The sequence below is a fragment of the Chryseobacterium takakiae genome, from assembly GCF_900129385.1.
GTDB classification, from domain to species: Bacteria; Bacteroidota; Bacteroidia; order Flavobacteriales; family Weeksellaceae; genus Chryseobacterium; species Chryseobacterium takakiae.
This window is the reverse complement of sequence record NZ_FQVO01000001.1, coordinates 460384-480637: the sequence shown is the minus strand read 5'-3', so window position 1 is coordinate 480637 and position 20254 is coordinate 460384. Positions and strand designations below refer to the sequence as shown.

10 protein-coding genes are annotated in these 20254 nt (G+C 40.7%); all 10 read left to right on the top strand.

The window, feature by feature from the left end:
* Positions 1-35: 35 nt before the first annotated feature.
* The 10 genes from BUA76_RS02170 (at position 36) to BUA76_RS02125 (ending at position 20198) form a co-directional block, all read left to right on the top strand.
* On the top strand, positions 36-1643 hold the full coding sequence (locus BUA76_RS02170; RefSeq protein WP_072883373.1) for a glycoside hydrolase family 43 protein: 1608 nt from the start codon (positions 36-38) through the stop codon (positions 1641-1643).
* Positions 1644-1705: 62 nt separating this feature from the next.
* Positions 1706-3640: an alpha/beta hydrolase-fold protein gene (locus BUA76_RS02165; protein ID WP_072883173.1), complete on the top strand. Its 1935-nt coding sequence runs from the start codon at positions 1706-1708 to the stop codon at positions 3638-3640.
* 102 nt (positions 3641-3742) lie between these two features.
* A complete protein-coding gene (locus BUA76_RS02160; protein WP_083573132.1) occupies positions 3743-6187 on the top strand; it encodes a glycoside hydrolase family 31 protein in 2445 nt (814 codons plus the stop codon).
* A 17-nt stretch (positions 6188-6204) separates the two neighbouring features.
* The gene (locus BUA76_RS02155) at positions 6205-7578 is read left to right on the top strand and encodes a glycoside hydrolase family 43 protein (protein ID WP_072883172.1); all 1374 of its coding nucleotides are present in this window, start codon (positions 6205-6207) and stop codon (positions 7576-7578) included.
* Entirely contained in the window at positions 7568-9607 is a 2040-nt protein-coding gene (locus tag BUA76_RS02150) for an NPCBM/NEW2 domain-containing protein (protein WP_072883171.1), read from the top strand. The genes BUA76_RS02155 and BUA76_RS02150 overlap by 11 nt, the downstream gene beginning before the upstream one ends.
* 35 nt (positions 9608-9642) lie before the next feature.
* Positions 9643-11028 (top strand): glycoside hydrolase family 43 protein, encoded by a 1386-nt coding sequence (locus BUA76_RS02145; RefSeq protein WP_228408441.1) that lies wholly within the window; start codon positions 9643-9645, stop codon positions 11026-11028.
* Positions 11029-11273: 245 nt separating this feature from the next.
* The gene (locus BUA76_RS02140; RefSeq protein ID WP_072883169.1) at positions 11274-12650 is read left to right on the top strand and encodes a glycoside hydrolase family 43 protein; all 1377 of its coding nucleotides are present in this window, start codon (positions 11274-11276) and stop codon (positions 12648-12650) included.
* A gap of 2 nt (positions 12651-12652) precedes the next feature.
* Complete coding sequence (locus tag BUA76_RS02135; protein ID WP_072883371.1) at positions 12653-14596, top strand: glycoside hydrolase family 97 protein; 1944 nt, start codon at positions 12653-12655, stop codon at positions 14594-14596.
* Positions 14597-14691: 95 nt separating this feature from the next.
* Complete coding sequence (locus BUA76_RS02130; RefSeq protein WP_072883370.1) at positions 14692-17214, top strand: glycosyl hydrolase 115 family protein; 2523 nt, start codon at positions 14692-14694, stop codon at positions 17212-17214.
* Positions 17215-17474: 260 nt separating this feature from the next.
* The gene (locus tag BUA76_RS02125) at positions 17475-20198 is read left to right on the top strand and encodes a T9SS type A sorting domain-containing protein (RefSeq protein WP_072883168.1); all 2724 of its coding nucleotides are present in this window, start codon (positions 17475-17477) and stop codon (positions 20196-20198) included.
* Positions 20199-20254 lie beyond the last annotated feature (56 nt).

Genomic DNA, 20254 nt, shown 5'->3' with positions numbered 1-20254 from the left:
TCGAAGTGTATAACCAACCCCAAAATATTAAAATCTTGAATATCAAAAAATCATTTTATATAGTTTCTTTTTTAGGATTTATCGGGCTGAATCATCTTTCAGCCCAGATAAATCCTTTTCAGAAAGAAGTAACGAAGTTTACCAATCCCATTATCTGGGCAGATGCTCCGGATCTATCCATCACCAGAAATGGTGACGATTTTTACCTGATAAGCACCACCATGCATCTCATGCCGGGCGCTCCGGTGATGCATTCCAAAGATCTCGTACACTGGGAAATGTCAGGCTATGTTTTCAATACATTGAACGACAATTCAAAATATGACCTGATGGATGGTACGGTCTACGGACGCGGTCAATGGGCTTCTTCCATCCGTTATCATAAAGGGAAATATTATGTATTGTTTTCCCCGAATGACGAGCCATTCAAATCCTATTTTTTTGTAACGGACAATCCGGAAAAAGGAAACTGGAAACTCATCACCAGAACAAAACATTTTCATGACGCATCGTTATTTTTTGATGACGATGACCGCGTATATGTTTTTACTTCCAATAAAGTATTTGAATTAAGCCCGGATTTTAAAAATATTGTAGGCAATCAGAATGGAACAGAAATTTTTCAGAAAGACGCTTCGGAAACCGGACTTTTAGAAGGCAACCAGATCATTAAAAAAGACGGCAAATATTATATGATGATGATTTCATGGCCACGAAATGAAAAACGCAGACAGGTGGTCTACAGAGCCGATAAAATAACTGGCCCGTATGAGAAAAAAGTAGTTTTGGAAGATAATTTTCTCGGATTTTCTTACGCTGGGCAAGGCGCTTTGATTGACGATAAAAACGGAAACTGGTATTCTTTAATTTTTCAGGACAGAAATGGAGTAGGACGGGTTCCTGTTCTGCTTCCGGTGAAATGGGAAAATGACTGGCCGGTGTTGGGAGATAACGGTAAAGTTCCTTTGCATGGCGAAGTTCCGCTTCCTCCTTTTAAACCCAAAAATCACCTGATCGAAAGCGATGATTTCTCCGCAAAAAAAATGAAAATCCAATGGCAATGGAACCATAATCCGGTAAACGAAGCCTGGTCTCTATCCGAAAGAAAAGGGTTTTTAAGACTGAAAACAAGCAGAATCGTAAGCAATCTGTACGCAGCACCCAATACCTTAACCCAGAGAATGGAAGGCCCGAAATCGAGCGGAATTGTTGCTTTGGACCTGAAAGGAATGAAGGATGGTGATGTAGCCGGCTTCAGTGCTTTCAACGGAGATTCCGGAATTTTATCTGTTGTGAAAGAAGGTGGCAAAAAATTCATCGTTTTTTCTTCCGCTTCCGTGAGTTTAGACAATAAAACAAAAGCGATTACCGATGTGAAAATGGAAGAAAAGAAACGTATTCCGCTAAATTCTGACAAAGTTTTTCTTCGCATTGATGCCGATTTCAATTTAGGTAAAGATCTCGCGGATTTCTATTACAGCACCGACCAGAAAAACTGGACGGAAATGGCAAAAGATTATAAAATGATTTTTGATTACAGAAGATTTTTTATGGGGTCAAAATTTGCCATTTTCAACTATGCCACAAAAGCTTCGGGCGGATTTGTAGATGTTGATTTTTTTGATTTTAAGCGAAAAAATTAACAGTTGATTTAACTTAAAAATTTTTAACCTGACTAATAAGTGTAAAAAATACAAATAAAAATATGAGAACTTCAGTTGTATTTGCGATCGCATTCTCGCTCACAGGATTTTTTGCTTCAGCCCAGAATTTCGAAAAACAGGCACCCCAAGGTTTTGACCAGAAAAAAGAAAATATTCCTCACGGGAAAATTGACAGTATCCAGTATCCTTCCAAAACGGTTGGGACGGTAAGAAAAGCGTTGATCTATACGCCTCCCGGTTTTAATAAAAATAAAAAATATCCTGTTCTGTATCTGCTTCACGGTATCGGAGGCGATGAAAAAGAATGGTATAAAAACGGAACGCCACAAATTATTCTTGATAATCTGTATTCCGAAGGAAAATTAACACCGATGATCGTGGTTTTGCCTAATGGCAGAGCCATGAAAGACGACCGTGCGACTGGGAATATCATGGCAAAAGATAAGGTGGAAGCATTCGCAACATTTGAAAAGGACCTGTTAAATGATCTTATTCCATTTGTGGAAAAGAAATTTCCGGTAAAAAAAGACCGCGAAAACAGAGCCATTGCCGGACTTTCAATGGGTGGCGGACAAACCCTGAATTTCGGACTGGGAAATATTGATAAATTTGCCTGGGTAGGTGGTTTCTCATCTGCTCCTAACACAAAAGAGCCCCAGTTTTTACTTCCGAATCCCCAAAAAGCAAAAGAATTAAAGCTCATCTGGATTTCCTGTGGTGATGCCGATGGATTGATGCCTTTCAGCAAAAGAACCAGTGATTACCTCAGACAAAATAAAATTCCGCACATATTCTATATTGAACCGGGCGGACACGATTTTAAAGTCTGGAAAAATGATTTGTACATATTTTCACAGCTGATCTTTAAGCCTGTAGATCAAACTTCATTTCCCAATTTTACCGTGCTAGGAATTCCGGCAGAATCCAATAACAGAAATTCCCGGTTTCCACAGATTTTACCCAACGGAAAAGCCATTTTCAGAGTGAAAGCTCCGGAAGCACAGAAAGTACAGATTGACCTCGGAAAAAAATATGATCTTGTAAAAGATCAGGATGGTACCTGGAAAACAACTACGGATTCTTTAAGCGAAGGCTTTCATTATTATTCTCTGTTAATTGACAATGTAGCGGTTGCAGATCCTTCCAGCAAAACCTTTTACGGTATGGGAAGATATGCAAGTGGTATCGAAGTGCCTTTTGCAGGTGATGGATACTATGCCATGAAAGATGTTCCACACGGAGATATCAGAATTCAGAATTTTTTCTCAAAAGTAACCAATTCATGGAGAAGGGTTTTTATTTACACCCCTCCCGGCTATGACAAAAACCAGAATGTAGCATATCCAGTGCTTTATATTCTACACGGTGGCGGCGAAGATGAAAGCGGCTGGGCAACACAGGGAAAAACCAATTTGATTATCGACAATTTAATTGCTGAAGGCAAAGCAAAACCAATGATCATCGTAATGCCGGATGCCAATATAGGACCTGCAGGATTCGGAAGTTTCGGAGCCAGAAATCTGCAGATGTTTGATAGGGAATTAAAGGAATCTGTCATTCCGTTTACCGAATCTAATTTCAGGGTTAAAAAAGATGCCGCCAACAGAGCGCTGGCCGGACTTTCAATGGGAGGAATTTACACCTTGCATACAGGCGTTCAAAACTCTGATATGTTTTCTTCATTAGGAGTTTTCAGCTCAGGATGGATTCTTCCGTCTCTTCAGGAAGTAGCGGATAACGAATATAAATTCATGAATGAAAACAAACAAAAAATCAATTCCAATATAAAAAACTTCTGGATTTCAATGGGTGGAAAAGAAGATATTGCCTATAAAAACTGTCAGACTATGATGAAAAAACTGGATGAGTTAGGCATTAAATATTCGTATTCCGAATATCCGGGAGGCCACACCTGGCCGGTTTGGCGAAACAATTTGTACAATTTTGCGCAGTTGCTTTTTAATGATTCTAAATAGTTTTTAGCAGTATACAGCCAAGTAAATTTAAGTGAGGCGATACATTTTTGTTAAGATGAGAAAAGTGAAAGCCTAGAATTTAATTTAAATCCAAATCACAAAATGAATTTCAATACCATCAGAAATAAGGCATTTATCGTAGCGATTATAATACTTTCGGGAAATAGTAATGCACAGTCTTACAAAAAAACAGATTCAGGCATCAATATTACCTTAGGAAATGCAACTGTTGAAGTAAAATGGTATGACGAAAATACGGTAAGAATCATGAAATATCCGTCCGGAAAAGAATTGATAAAAAACAGTTTTTCCGTTGTTCAAAAAGAACAGAAAACCAAATTTTCGGTTTCAGAAGACAAGAATAGTATTTTTATAAAAACAAAAGACCTACAGCTTTCTATTAATAATACAACCGGCGAAATAACCTATCGACTGCCAACAGGAAAAGAGCTTCTTAAAGAATCGGGAAGTGAATTCAAACCTTTTAACGATGCCGGAAATCAGACCCTTTCTGTTTCACAGTCTTTTCGGCTGGAAAAAAACGAACCCATTTATGGTCTGGGAATTTTGCAGAACGGAAAAATGTCCCAACGGAATACGAACATAAAAATGATTCAGAATAATACCTGGGATTTTGTACCGTTTTTTCAGTCGGTAAAAGGATACGGCATTTTTTGGGACAATCCATCGCCCACGCAGTTTACAGATACACCGGAGAAAACATCATTTTCTTCTGAAGTAGGAGAGGGGATCGATTATTATTTTATCTACGGAAAAAATGCAGATGGAGTGATTGCAGGAATGCGCAACCTCACGGGAAATGTACCGATGCTTCCTTTGTGGACTTACGGCTATTGGCAAAGCAAGGAGCGGTATAAAAGTCAGGAAGAATTGATAGAGGTAGTTAAAAAATACCGTAATTTAAAAGTTCCTTTAGACGGAATTATCCAGGATTGGCAGTATTGGGGAAATAATTACCAGTGGAACGCAATGGATTTCATCAGCCTCGATTTTCCCGATGCCAAAAAAATGATACAGGATATTCATGATATGAATGCACACCTTTCCGTTTCTATCTGGTCGTCATTCGGGCCGATGACCAATCAGTACCGCGAAATGGAAAACAAAGGAATGCTCTTCAATTTCAAAACCTGGCCGGAATCCGGGAGGGATGTCTGGCCTCCCGATATGAACTATCCTTCCGGTGTCCGTGTTTATGATGCTTATAATCCTGAAGCCCGGGATATTTACTGGAAATTTTTAAATAAAGGCTTATTCAGTCTGGGAATAGATTCATGGTGGATGGATTCTACGGAGCCCGATCACCTCAGTCAAAAACCTGAAGATCTGGATACCAAAACGTATCTTGGTTCCTTCCGGAAAGTGAGAAATGCTTATCCTTTGATGACTGTGGGCGGGGTTTATGATCATCAACGTGAAACAACAAATGATAAAAGGGTTTTTATTCTCACAAGATCGGCTTTCGCAGGTCAGCAAAGGTATGGAGCCAATACCTGGTCCGGAGATGTCAACTCGTCTTGGGAAACCTTACGCAATCAGGTTCCTGCAGGATTGAATTTCAGTTTGACAGGGAATCCAAATTTCAATTCTGATATCGGCGGTTTCTTTGCCGGCGTTTATAAAAGAAATGGAGGTCCGCAAAACAAAATGTTTCAGGAATTATACGTTCGCTGGTTGCAATACGGAACATTCACGCCCATGATGCGTTCACACGGAACCGATGTGCCGAGAGAAATTTATCAGTTTGGCCAGAAAGGTGATCCGGTGTATGATGCAATAGAAAAATTCATCAGATTGCGTTACAGCATGCTGCCTTACGTCTATTCTGTTTCCTGGGATGTTTCTAAAAATAAATCGAGTTTTATAAGAGCATTGTCAATGGATTTTCCTTCAGACACCAAAACCTGGAATATCAACAATGAATATCTTTTTGGAAAGTCATTTTTAGTCGCACCGATTCTGAATGCGCAATATACTCCCGAAAAAATAGTAAAAACTGATGAAAATGAAGGCTGGAACAAAACCGAAAATAACAAAAAAGAAAATTCACTTTCCGATATAGATTTCACACAAGATAAAACAGTGAAAGTCTATCTTCCGGCAGGCGCAGATTGGTTTGATTTCTGGACTAATAAAAAATACAAAGGCAATCAGGAAATTCAGAAAACGGTTAGTCTTCAGACCATTCCATTGTATATAAAGGCAGGAAGTATTATTCCGTTTGGTCCTGATGTGCAATATGCAACGGAGAAAAAATGGGACAATCTTATCATTAAGGTTTATCCCGGAACCGATTCGGATTTTGTCTTATATGAAGATGAATTTGATAACTACAATTATGAAAAAGGAACATATACTGAAATTCCTTTCCACTGGAACGAAAAATCAAAAACATTAACGATTGATTCACGGAAAGGCAAATATCCGGGAATGATTGACAAAAGAAATTTCAATCTGATTCTTCCGGATGGTCAGCAGAAAACGATCAGCTATTCGGGTAAAAACATAAGTGTAAAATTTAAATAATCTTAAAAACAGTACCGATGAAATATATAAGTCTAATAACAATTTTAGGATTTTTTCAGAATTCCTTTGCACAAAATCCCATCATTCAGACCAAATTTACTGCAGATCCTGCACCCATGGTTTATAAAGACACGGTTTTCCTCTATACAAGTCATGATGAAGATGATGCATTCGGGTTCAAAATGAAAAACTGGCTGCTCTATACTTCTACGGATATGGTCAACTGGACCGACCACGGTGTTGTCGCTTCCCTCAAAGATTTCAAATGGACGGATCCGGAAAACGGAGCATGGGCGCCGCAGGTGATCGAAAGAAACGGAAAATTTTATATGTACTGCCCGATGCCCGGACAAAGAGGAATCGGCGTTTTGGTGGCAGATAATCCTTATGGTCCTTTCAAAGATCCGATAGGAAAACCTTTGGTTAAAAATTCAAGCGACGATATAGATCCTACTGTCATGATTGATGATGACGGACAGGCCTACCTCTATTGGGGAAATCCCAACCTTTGGTACGTGAAGCTGAATGAAGATATGATTTCCGTAAATGGCGATGTGGTAAAAGATCCATCCATTGCAAAAGTAAAAGGCTCTCCAGACCCTTTTCATTATCAGGAAGGACCGTGGGCGTGGAAAAAAAACGGAAAATATTATATGGCCTATGCATCCACCTGCTGTCCCGAAGGAATCGGCTATGCGATGGGAAAATCAGCAACCGGACCGTGGGAATTCAAAGGAATGATTATGGACAGCGACAAGCGTTCCAACGGAAACCATCCGGGAATTATTGATTATAAAGGAAAAACCTATATTTTCGGATTCAATTACAATATCGGAAAACAGACGATGAGCAAACATTACGAAAGACGTTCTGTCTGCGTAAGTGAAATGAAATACAATGCCGACGGAACCATTCAGAAGCTTCCGTTCTGGAATCCGGAAGGTGTACAGAGAATCGCAACGCTTAATCCTTACAACAGAGTAGAAGCCGAAACCATTGCGTTCAGTGAAGGTCTGAAAACCGAGAAAATGACCGAATGGGAAAGAAACAATCCTTATGATACCGGTAAAAAAATCACCGATCGTATTGTTGTTTCATCGGTCAACAATGGAGATTATATTAAAGTTCAGGGCGTAGACTTTTCCAAAGGGACTCAATCCATAGAAGTATCCGTAGCAGCTTTGTACGGCGGAAAAATAGAAATTCGCACCGATGCGATTGACGGACCCGTTTTGGGAACGGTAACAGTAAACGCAAAAGCGGAAGGCGATATTTTCAAAAACATAAAAACTCCGGTTAAAAATATGAAAGGTATTCATGATCTGTATTTTGTTTTCAGAGGAGACAGAGACCTTTTCTATTTCGACTGGTGGAAATTTAATGAAATCTAAAATAATGTTGAAGAATACGATACTCCTTACAGCGGTAACCTTTTTACTGTCAGTCAATATTTCCAAAGCTCAGTCGGTCGTTTGGCTGGATAAGCTTGATCTCAGCGTTGCCACGCAGGGAAACGGGAAACCGGGCATCAATACTTCGGTAGATGGAAAAAAACTGACGATTGCCGGAGAAATATTCGACAGAGGTTTCGGTACCCACGCCGAAAGTTCATTACTGATAAAGCTGAATGGTAAAGCCCAAAAATTTTCAGCATTAGTCGGATTAGATGATGAAATGAAAGGCCACGAGCCTGCCGTGGAATTTGAAATTTACGGAGACAACAAAAAGCTTTGGTCCAGCGGAATCATGCATTTGGGTGATAAAGCAAAACCTGTTTCGGTATCGTTAAAAGGAATTAAGCAGCTTGAACTGGTTGTAACAGACGGGGGAAACGGACCGTATTACGACCATGCAGACTGGGTCAATGCAAAATTTGAGACCAATGGAATTTCTACATTAGAAACATTCAATCCTATTGCTTCAGAACCTTATATTTTAACCCCAAAACCAGCGGCAACACCCCGAATTAATTCAGCAGCCGTTTATGGCGTTCGTCCCGGTTCGCCTTTCCTTTTCAGGATTGCAGCAACAGGTGACCGGCCAATGGCTTTCTCTGCAAAAAATCTTCCCGTAGGATTAAAGCTTGATTCTGAAACCGGAATCATTACCGGAAAAATAGATACAAAAGGAACCTATGAAGTAGAATTATCTGCGAAAAATGCAAAAGGTTCAGCCTCAAAAAAATTAAGAATAGAAGCAGGAGACAGGATTGCGCTTACCCCAACGATGGGATGGAACAGCTGGAACTGTTTTGGACACGAAGTTTCTGCCGACAAAGTAAAGCGTGCAGCAGATGCTTTGATAAAATCAGGCATGGTAAATCACGGCTGGAATTACATCAATATTGATGATTCCTGGCAATTCAACAGAGATGGAAAAGACCCGTCTTTCAAAGGAAAAATGCGCGATGAGAATGGGTATATTTTAACCAATTCCAAATTTCCGGATATGAAAAACCTGAGTGGCTATATTCACGCAAACGGACTGAAAATGGGAATTTACTCCTCTCCCGGACCATGGACCTGCGGCGGATGTGCAGGTAGCTACAGCTACGAAAAACAGGACGCCGAAAGCTATGCAAATTGGGGTGTCGATTACCTGAAATACGACTGGTGCAGCTACGGCGGCGTCATTGACGGGTTGCCGGATAATGACCCCAATAAAGTACCTTCTCTTGCTTTTCAGGGCGGTGGTGATCCTGATAAAGGCATAAAACCTTTCCGCTTAATGGGAAATATGCTGAAACAGCAGCCGAGAGATATCGTATACAATCTCTGTCAATACGGAATGGGGGATGTCTGGAAATGGGGTGATGAAACCAATGCCCAATCATGGCGCACTACCAACGATATTACCGATACCTGGGCCAGCGTGAAAAACATCGCATTGGCTCAGGATAAAGCCGCTTCTTACGCAAAACCCGGCAATTGGAATGACCCGGATATGCTGGTAGTAGGCGTAGTAGGCTGGGGAAATCCGCACCAAAGCCGTTTAAAACCGGACGAACAATATCTGCACATCAGCCTTTGGAGTATCTTTTCCGCACCGTTGCTCATTGGCTGCGATCTTGAAAAACTGGATGATTTTACCTTAAATCTCCTGACTAATGACGAGGTGATTGCCGTTAATCAGGATGCATTGGGAAAACAAGGTGTTTGCCTGCATACCATCGGCGAACTCAGAATCTATGTGAAAGAACTTGAAGACGGGGGAAAAGCCGTTGCTTTTGCCAATTTCGGAAGGGAAATACTAAAGATGCCATATAAAGATTTCAAAAAATTAGGAATTTCTGGAACTCAATCCGTACGAGATATTTGGAGACAGAAAAATATTGCAGAAATCAATACCGATAAAGAAAGCCTTTCATTGGATATTCCGGCACATGGCGTTGCCTATTATAAATTCATTTCACCAAAATAATAAGATTAAATATGATTCATCGAAATTTAAAATATATGGCATTACCTTTTCTGTTGGCAGGTACTGCTGTTTTTGCCCAGAATCCGGTTATCCAGACGCATTTTACACCTGATCCGGCACCGATGGTCTATAAAAACAAACTTTATGTGTACACGGGAGACGATCAGCCGGGATTTGATTTTTATACGATGACCAAATGGCGGGTTCATTCAACCGAAGATATGGTGAACTGGACAGATCATGGCGTCCCCATTTCTTTAGAATCTTTCAGATGGGCGCGGGACAGAGCTTGGGCGGCACAGTGCATCGAACGCAACGGCAAATTTTACTGGTATATTTGCGCTCAGACCGTTGATAATAATATGGCAATCGGTGTCGCCGTTTCGGATAGTCCTGTCGGGCCTTTTAAAGATGCACTTGGAAAACCTCTGGTAACCACCGGAACCTGGGATAATATCGATCCTACCGTTTTTATTGATGATGACGGACAGGCTTATCTCTATTGGGGAAACAGCAGATTATTTTATGCTAAACTGAATAAGGATATGATTTCTTACGCCGGAAAAATTACGGAAATTCCTCAATCAGTTGAATCTTTTGGCGGACTGAGACGTCCCGGAAGAAGTGATGAGGTCTTACAAAAGCAGGAAAAATTTGAAGATGTGTATGTGGAGGGGCCTTGGCTGTACAAAAGGAACAATCAATATTACATGATGTATGCAGGAATGACAGGAAAAACGGAGTGTTTATCCTATGCAACCAGCGTTTCACCAACAGGGCCGTGGAAATACAGAGGGAAAATTATGACTGACCAGCCGACCAACAGCTTTACCAATCACGGAGGAATTATAGATTTTAAAGGAAAATCTTACCTGTTTTATCACACCGGGCTTTTACCGAACGGCGGAAGTTACGGACGTTCTACCGCTGTAGAAGAATTTCAGTACAATCCCGATGGAAGCATCCCCAAAATAACCATGACCAAAGAGGGAGTAAAATCCGTTGCCACATTAAATCCTTTTCAAAGAAACGAAGCTGAAACCATGGCCTGGTCGGAGAAATGCAGCACTTCCGAAAACAAAAAAAACGGAGTCTATGTTTCCGATACGAGAATGGGCGGATTTGTAAAAGTCCGCGCGGTGGATTTCGGAACAAATGGCGCTTCAGAATTTTCTGCTTCAGTAGCAGCAGGCATTGACGGCGGAATTCTGGAAGTTCATCTTGATGATCCGAAAGGACCGAAGATCGCCTCAGTTGATGTTCCGAGAACCGGAGGATGGGAAGATTTTAAAACAGTATCATCCAAAATTTCAGAAGAGATTTCCGGAGTTCATGATGTTTATTTTGTATTCCAGGGGAAAAATATTACAGCCGGAAGAGTACTTTTCAATTTCGACTACTGGAGTTTTAAAAAGAAATAAAATAAAAATTCCCCTTCTCTGTAAATCGAGTGACGAGATTTGCCGAAATAAAAAAACAATTAATGAATATTGAGGTACTGGTAGCAAAAATTCAAAGAATTTGTGACGGGGTGGTTTAACAGAATTAAATGATAAAATAATACAGCTTCTATAAGCGTTAGCGGCTTTGTGAAACTGAATAGAAGTATTTCAACAAAAAACTCCGTGTGCTTCGTGTTCAGAATAATAAAGAATGAAACGAAAATATGAAAAAAACAATAAAATCAATCATAAGCATTTGTTTAATAGGCTATTCGGGAATATTGTTGTCTCAAAATCCCATCATTCAAACCAATTATACCGCAGATCCGGCGCCAATGGTTCACAACGGGAGGCTCTACGTCTACACCACACATGATGAAGATGATTCCACATGGTTTACCATGAACGATTGGAAAGTCTATTCCACTGATGATATGGTAAACTGGACCGACCACGGAACCATTCTTTCCTATAACGAATTTGAATGGGCAAAACGCGACGCATGGGCAGCTCAGTGTGTAGAAAGGAACGGCAAATTTTTTATGTATGTTCCGATGTGGTCTAAAACCAATAACAAAGGTGCCATTGGAGTAGCGGTTGGCGACAGTCCGTTTGGACCTTTTCACGATCCGTTGGGAAAGCCGCTGGTGCAGAGCGAGTGGGGCGATATCGATCCAACCGTTTTTGTTGATGATGACGGACAGGCACATATGTATTGGGGAAACCCGAAATTAAAATATGTTAAATTGAATGAAGATATGATTTCCTATTCCGGAAATATCGTTGAGGTTCCCATGACCGAAGAATCATTCGGAAAAAGGGATGGTAAACCCAATCCGGAAAGACCGTCAAAGTACGAGGAAGGACCGTGGCTGTATAAAAGAAAAAATTTGTATTACCTTTTCTGGCCGGGCGGTCCGCTTCCTGAATTCATAGGCTATTCCACCAGCAAAAATCCACAGGGCCCCTGGAAATACGGCGGAGTTATTATGCCTGCCGAAGGAAAATCATTTACCAATCATCCCGGAGTCATTGATTTTAAGGGGAAAACCTATTTCTTCTATCATAACGGAGCTTTGCCGGGCGGGAGCGGTTTTACCCGTTCGGTAAGCGTTCAGGAACTGGAATTCAATAAAGATGGTTCTATCTCACCATTTGCGATGACCAACGGAATTACAAAAGCCATCGCAACGGTAAATCCTTACAGCTTTAATCAGGCAGAAACCATTGCCTGGTCGGAAAATGTAAAATCGTATCAGAACAAAGAAGCCGGTGTTTTTATTAAAGCTAAAAAAAGCGGAGCTTATACCAGTATAAAAAATGTTGATTTTGGTAAAAAAGGAGCCACAACATTTTCCGCAAGAGTAGGAACTACCCACAACAGCGAGGTAACGATGGATGTCCGTCTGGACAGTGTTACCGGACCGATTGTCGCTACGGTAAAAGTACCGCTGACAGGCGGAGACAACCGATGGGAAACCGTGAAAACCGAGTTAAAAGAAAAAATTACCGGCGTTCACGATGTGTATTTTGTGTTTAACGGAAAAGCAGCTAAGGATGTTATGTTTTTCGATTACTGGACTTTTCTTGAAAATAAATGATTATGACTAAAATAGTATCTTATCTATCACTACTTTTATGCCTGCTGAGCGGAATTTCGGTGTTCGCGCAGGTTGCGGAGGTTATCAGTCCCGATGGAAAACTGAAGCTGAATGTCTTTTCGGAAAACGGAAAAGCGCTATACAATGTAACCTATCAGGGAAAAGAGATGTTGGAAAAATCTCCGTTAGGTTTAATCACCAATGAATCTGATTTTTCCCAAAATTTAAAATTCACCGACAGCAAAAAAGATCAGGTTTCCAAAACCTACACCAACGAGAAAATTAAAAAATCGCAGGTTGATTACAAAGCTAATATAATAACGGTTAGTTTTACCAATGCCAACCAATTCAGCATCAGTATGGAATTTCAGGTAAGCAATGAAAATATTGCATTCCGGTATCATCTTTTACCGATGAAAGACCGCATGAGTGCCGTTGTACAATCGGAAATTACAGGTTACCGATTCCCTGCTCAGACCACAACTTTTCTTTCCCCGATGATGAAGCCGATGACCGGTTTTGCCCGCACCGCACCAAGCTATGAAAGCGGTTATAAAGCCGATGCGGAACTCGGAGTCAAAGCGGATTACGGATATGTTTTTCCGGGATTATTTCGCCTCGGAAATGATGGCTGGATTTTGCTTTCGGAAACAGGAGTGAACAGTCTGTACTGTGCTTCTCATCTGGAAAATACTTCTGAAAAGAGTCTGTATAAAGTCGCTTATCCCGATATGGCTGAAAACAACGGGTTCGGAAGTACCGGAGCAGCGATTTCCCTGCCCGGATCAACACCGTGGAGAACGATTACCATAGGAGAATCTCTAAAACCAATTGTTGAAACGACTGTTCCGTTTGATGTGGTAGAGCCGATGTATGAACCCTCACAGAAATATCAGTTCGGGAAATCTACCTGGAGCTGGATTCTCTGGCAGGACAACAGTATGAATTATGATGACCAGGTGAAATTCATTGACCTTGCATCAGCATTGAATTATCAGTTCATTCTGATGGACGCGCTTTGGGACAAAAACATAGGAAAAGAAAGGATGAAAGAGCTCGTGCAGTATGCAAAATCCAAAAATGTTGGATTGATGCTTTGGTACAATTCCAACGGTGCGGCCAATGATGCGCCGATGGGCCCGAGAAATAAAATGAGTTCTTCCGTAGAACGCAAAAAAGAAATGAAATGGCTCAAAGAAATTGGCGTAAAAGGATTAAAAGTCGATTTCTTCGGTGGCGACAAGCAGGAAACCATGCGTCTTTATGAAGATATTCTTTCAGATGCCAATGATTTCGGGTTAACCATTGTTTTCCACGGAACCACCTTACCAAGAGGCTGGGAAATCATGTACCCGAATTATGCCGGAAGTGAAGCTGTTTTAGCCTCCGAAATGCTGTATTTTTCTGAAGATGTACGCAAGCAGGAAGCATTCTTCGCTTCACTGCATCCGTTCATCAGAAACACGGTTGGAAGTATGGAGTTTGGCGGAACTTTTCTTAATAAATTTTTAACGAAATCCAATAAGGATAAAAATAAAAGATACACCACAGACAGCTTTCAGCTCGCAACAGCGGTATTATTCCAGAATCCCGTTCAGATGTTCGCCGTAATGCCGAATAACCTGACGGATGCCCCGAAATTCCAGCTGGATTTTATGAAAGAAATTCCAACCCTTTGGGACGAAACGGTTTTCATCGACGGGGATCCCGGGAAATATTCCGTGATCGCCAGAAGACATCAGGATCATTGGTATATTGCCGGAATTAATGCAGAGAAAACAGTTAAGAAATTAAAGATCAGTCTTCCGATGTTCGCTGGAAAATCGGTGAAATTAATTATCGATGATGCGAAAGGAAATTCTTCGGAAAAAGAAGTGAAAATAAGCAAAAATGGTGATTTTACTGTGGAAATCCAGCCCAACGGTGGTTTTGTTTTAAGAAATTAACCATCCTCAAACCTTCAAGATTTAGCATAGAATAGAAACCTCATAGGTTTTTAAAACCTATGAGGTTTGATAAAAAAAACGAAAATAAAAAAATTATGAAGCATATAAAATTCTATATTCTGGTCATGCTATTCGGATTGTGTCTGCACATTGATGCTGCGGAACCGTTCATCACCACGGAAAAAAATTCAGAAACCATTGTTTTAAAAGAGAAAACTTCAGGACTTTCGGTTTTTACCAATCCGGGAATCGACAAAGGAATTCTCAGGGCCGTTAAAAGTCTGCAATCCGATTTTCAAAAAGTGACGGGTGCCGAGCCGAATGTACTGAATCAGCTTTCCGCACAGCAGTCGCCATTGATTATCATCGGAACAGTGGGAACAAAATCGGTGATTGACGATTTAATTAAACAAAAAAAAATTGACGGAAAATCACTAACAGGAAAAAGTGAAAAATACATTATTCAGAATGTAAGCAATCCATATCCCGGAATTTCAGAAGCCATTGTAATTGCAGGCAGCGACAAGCGTGGAACGATTTACGGAATTTACGAAATGTCACAGCAGATCGGCATTTCACCATGGTATTATTGGGCGGATGTTCCGGTTGAGGTCAAAGAAAATATTTATTTTAAAAAAGGAATCTACACCGACGGCGAACCGGCTGTGGAATACCGCGGAATTTTCCTGAATGACGAAGAACCTTCCCTCGGAGGTTGGGCGAGAGCCACTTTCGGAGGGATCAATTCCAAATTTTACGAAAAAGTTTTTGAACTGATTCTGCGTTTAAAAGGCAATTACATCTGGCCGGCAATGTGGGGCAAAGCTTTTTATGACGATGATGCTCTGAACGGCCCATTAGCTGATGAAATGGGAATTGTCATGGGAACTTCCCACCATGAACCGATGGCTTTGGCACAAACCGACTGGCATCGCTACATCAAAAGAAATAACCTTCCCAATGTTTGGGATTACGCTAAAAACAGTGAAGTTTTACAGAAATTCTGGAAATCGGGAATCGAAAGAAGCAACCACTGGGAAAGACTCGTAACAGTGGGAATGCGCGGTGACGGTGATGAAGCAATGGGAGAGGGCACCAATATCGCCCTGCTGGAAAAAATCGTAAAAGACCAGCGGAAAATTATTGCAGATGTTACCGGGAAAAAAGCGGAAAAAACACCACAGGTGTGGGCATTGTACAAAGAAGTTCAGGATTATTATGACAAAGGAATGCGCGTTCCGGATGATGTTATCCTTCTATTCTGTGATGACAACTGGGGCAATGTAAGAAAGCTTCCGGACCTTTCAAAACCTTTGCATAAGGGCGGTTACGGAATTTACTACCATTTCGATTATGTGGGCGGACCGAGAAATTCAAAATGGATCAATATCAGTCCGATCCAGCGCGTTTGGGAACAGATGAATTTATCTTACGAACATAAAGTAGATAAGCTCTGGGTCGTAAATGTCGGAGATTTAAAACCGATGGAATTCCCGATCAGCTTTTTTATGGATATGGCCTGGAACCCGAAACAGTTTAATTCAAAAAATCTTTTAAAATATACAGAAAAGTGGGCTGCACAGCAGTTCGGGGAGAAACATGCTAAAGAAATTGCAAGGATGATCAACCTGTATGCAAAATACAACCGTAGAGTAACACCGGAAACCCTCGACAGCAAAACCTACAGCCTTGAAAATTACAATGAATTTGAAAGGGTTTTAAATGAATACAGAACTTTGGCAATCGATGCTCTGCGATTAAAGGAGCAGATTCCTGCTCAATATCAGGATGCTTATTATCAGCTCGTTTTATACCCGATTGATGCCTGCAGCAATTTGTACGAAATGTATTATGCCGTTGCCAAAAACAGGGAACTGGCCGCTCAATATGATTTACAGGCAAATTATTACGCCGACAGGGTAAAAGAGTGTTTTGAAAGAAATGCCTATCTCGATCGTAAATACAATACAGAGATTGCCGGAGGAAAATGGCAGCACATGATGGACCAGATGCGTATCGGGTATAAAACCTGGGCCGACGGAAAAGAAAACATCATGCCTGAAGTAACATACGTCTACGATGATAATGCTTCCAAAGAGAAAGTTTTCCAGGAGAAGAACGGTTACGTTTCCATTGAGGCGGAACATTTTGCAAGGCTTAATAATTCGGGCCGCATCCATTGGGAAGTGATTCCTGATTTCGGGAAAACCAGATCCGGGGTTACTACTTTCCCTCAAAACGTCTATCCGAAAACCGATGAAAATATATATCTTGAATATGACATAAACTTTGAATCCAAAGGGGAATTCGAGGTACAGCTTTTACTGGCGCCAACGTTGAATTTCAACCATAATAAAGGATTGCGTTACGAAATTTCTTTCGACGGACAGTCTCCGCAAGTGGTTAATTTCAATGGTCATTACAAAGGAGAACTGGGAAGATGGCAGTCAGAACATATTATCAAGTCAGCTACAAAGCATATGATTTCACAGCCCGGAAAACATAGATTACGATTCCGTGTTTTAGAACCGGGAATTGTTTTGGAAAAAATATTGATCAACACCGGAGGTTTAAAACCTTCCTACCTGGGTGCACCCGAAAGTGAAATTCTTCACTAAATTTCCAAAAAATAAGTAACCTAATCACTACCTGCTTATGAAATAAACATCTCTCATCTCAATTTCATTTCAGTTTAAATATTGTTTTTATCAAAAATGAAAGGACAACCGCAAAAAGACTGATATAACTCTATTTACGATCGTTGCCTGAATCATTTCAGGAGATTTTTCTTGACGGTTTTTTTTAATCAGACTGTCTTGAAGGGGATTCTTTGCCCAAAACTTTATACCTGAACATCACAAAATTAAACTAAAACATTATGAAAAAACTAGTCAGCCTCTTTACCATTCATGCGCTGTGCCTGCTTTTTAGCAGCTTGTGTTACGGACAGCTTACCACCGTTAAAATTGATAAGAATATTACCTACCAGAATATAAAAGGTTTTGGTGGGTTTGTCTGCAGTCCGCAGTTTGCGTATAACCATATGTCAACCTCCGAAATTCAGACGCTTTGGGGAGCGGGGAGTACAGCCGGATATAACATTATGAGATTGTATATTCCCGAGGATAGTAATAACTGGAGTGTGGTATTGCCTACTGCACAGCTCGCAAAATCAATGGGGTTAACCATTTTTGCAAGTCCGTGGACGATGCCCGCAGCATGGAAAACCAATAACCATGTAAATGCAGTGTATACCGATACCAACGGCGTACAGCAGATCGGGTACTTAAAGCCGGAAAACTATCAGGATTATGCCTTATATCTCAACAGTTTCGTTACCTTTCTTCAAACAAATGGTGTAGCTCTTGATTATATATCCATTCAGAATGAACCTGATGAAATGGCGCAGTATCAGGGATGCATCTGGACGCCAACACAAATTGCGACTTTCGTAAAAGATTATGGTCATCTCATCAACTGTAAAGTAATTGCACCGGAAAGTGTAGGTTTTACGGATAATTTTGCCAACGCCATGCTCAACACTGCTACAATGGCTAATTTTGAAGTGTATGGCGGGCATCAGTACGGATTGATGCAGTCTGCTTACAAGCAGTTTCAAAATTATAATAAAGAAATATGGCAGACGGAATATCTCATCAACTGGAACTCAGGCAGCCAGACACCACGCGATTTTAACTGGAATCTGGATGTCTTTAATTTTGCGTCAAGCATCAATAATTCCATGCTTGGAAATATCAATGCCTGGATTCATTACGCCTCAAAACGGTATTACGGATTGATGGGTGACGGTACCAACGGTACTGCGACAGGAGTAATAACCAAAAGGGGTTATATTCTTTCTCACTTTGCCAAATACACAACCGGAAAAACGCGTATTGCAGCGGTCTGGGGAGACAGTACGGGTGCGCTTCAGGGATCTTCCTACATTTCTTCAGACGGGAATCAGGTGGTTTTGATGGTCATTAATCCTTCCTCAAACCCTTATAATCTTAAAGTAGATCTGCCTTTCTATACAACTTCAGGAACAAAAGTGGTAACAAACAGCCAGTCTGATATGCTCACAACTCCTGTTTCATTCGGTGCCCAGACTTTCCGGCCGGGAGTGGAAATAACTCCGTCCAGCGTAATGACTTTCGTGTTTAACAAAAGCGCCGACAGGCCGGTCTCTTCAATGACAGGAGGGAATATCCGTTACAATAAAATAGAAACGCAAACGACAACGAATGCCGCTTTCGGAACCGCATTTAATATCAGCAATACCACCGTTACGTTTTCCAATCCAAGTCCATTATTTAGTAACAATATGACCGCTTCCAACGGGTATCTTCAGCTCAATGACGGGTACAATAAACTGATATTGCATGTCAACAGTTATACGACGGCAGGACAGAGCTATTCGGATAATACGACTTTGTACTATATTAATAGTCAGGGTGTAGCAAAATCCTATAATTATGGTAGAATTAATTTTCCGTCGGGCGGAAACTTTGATATCACATTAGATATTTCAAGACAGGTGCTTACGGACGGATGCAAAGGTATTTTAGGACTCAGAAACTCAAACTACAGCTCTGTACTAACATTAAATTTAGGAGATGTGTATTTCAACGTCGGAAACGAAATCGCTTCAAAGTTTAACGGAACCTATTCGGACAGTGATAGCAATCTGATGGACGGACTGGAAAACGGATACTATACATCGCTGGATTTCAGAACCGTTTCAGGAATTACGGCCACTAATAACTGGCAGCCTTTAAGCGTTAATTCAAATAATATATTTTATGTGAATTCTAACGTAAATGCTACTGCTAATAATATCATTTCGGGAACAACATGTTCCAATCTTGTTCTTTCAGATTCAGGAAGAGATTTCCAGGTACCATTTAATTTCACAGCCGGAGCAGCTTCTTACAGCAGAACATTTAACGGTTACGATGTGTTGTTGCTGCCTTTCGAAGCCAATATTCCGTCTGGTGTGAATGTTTACCTGATGTCTCCCGGAACAACGTCAATTTCCTGCACCCCGGTTTCCAACGGAATTATTCCGGCCAATACTCCGGTTTTGGTGAACGCGATAGGAAATGTGACTTTTACCGGAACAGGAAATGTTTCAACCCCGAAAGCGATCACTGTAAACCAAATGAATGGCGTTTATCATACCATTAAAGTTCCTGCTAATGCTTATGTGTTGAAAACGGAAAACGGATTAACCGGATTTTATAAAATAGCTGCAGGAAGCGAACCTACGATTAATCCTTTCAGAGCTTATCTGACTGAAGAAAATACGTTTTCAGCCAATGTTCTGCCGTTAAATTTTTCAGTGCTTTCTGCAAAAGAAACAGAGTTAAATCAGTTCAGAGTATATCCTAATCCTGCCAAGGCGGAAATTTTTGTAGAACTGAAATCCCGAAATGCAACGGCTTCCATTTATGATTCGAAAGGAAGTTTGATTAAATCTAATCTGAGAATGAGTTCAGGAAAAAACAGGATTGATATTTCAGTACTTACTTCAGGCGTTTATTTTATCGAGTTATCCTATGAAACTAATCAGGTCTTTACACAAAAATTTATAAAGCAGTAAAATCATAGCTAAATGTTTATTATAACCGTCATGCCCATTGCGTATGGCGGTTTTAA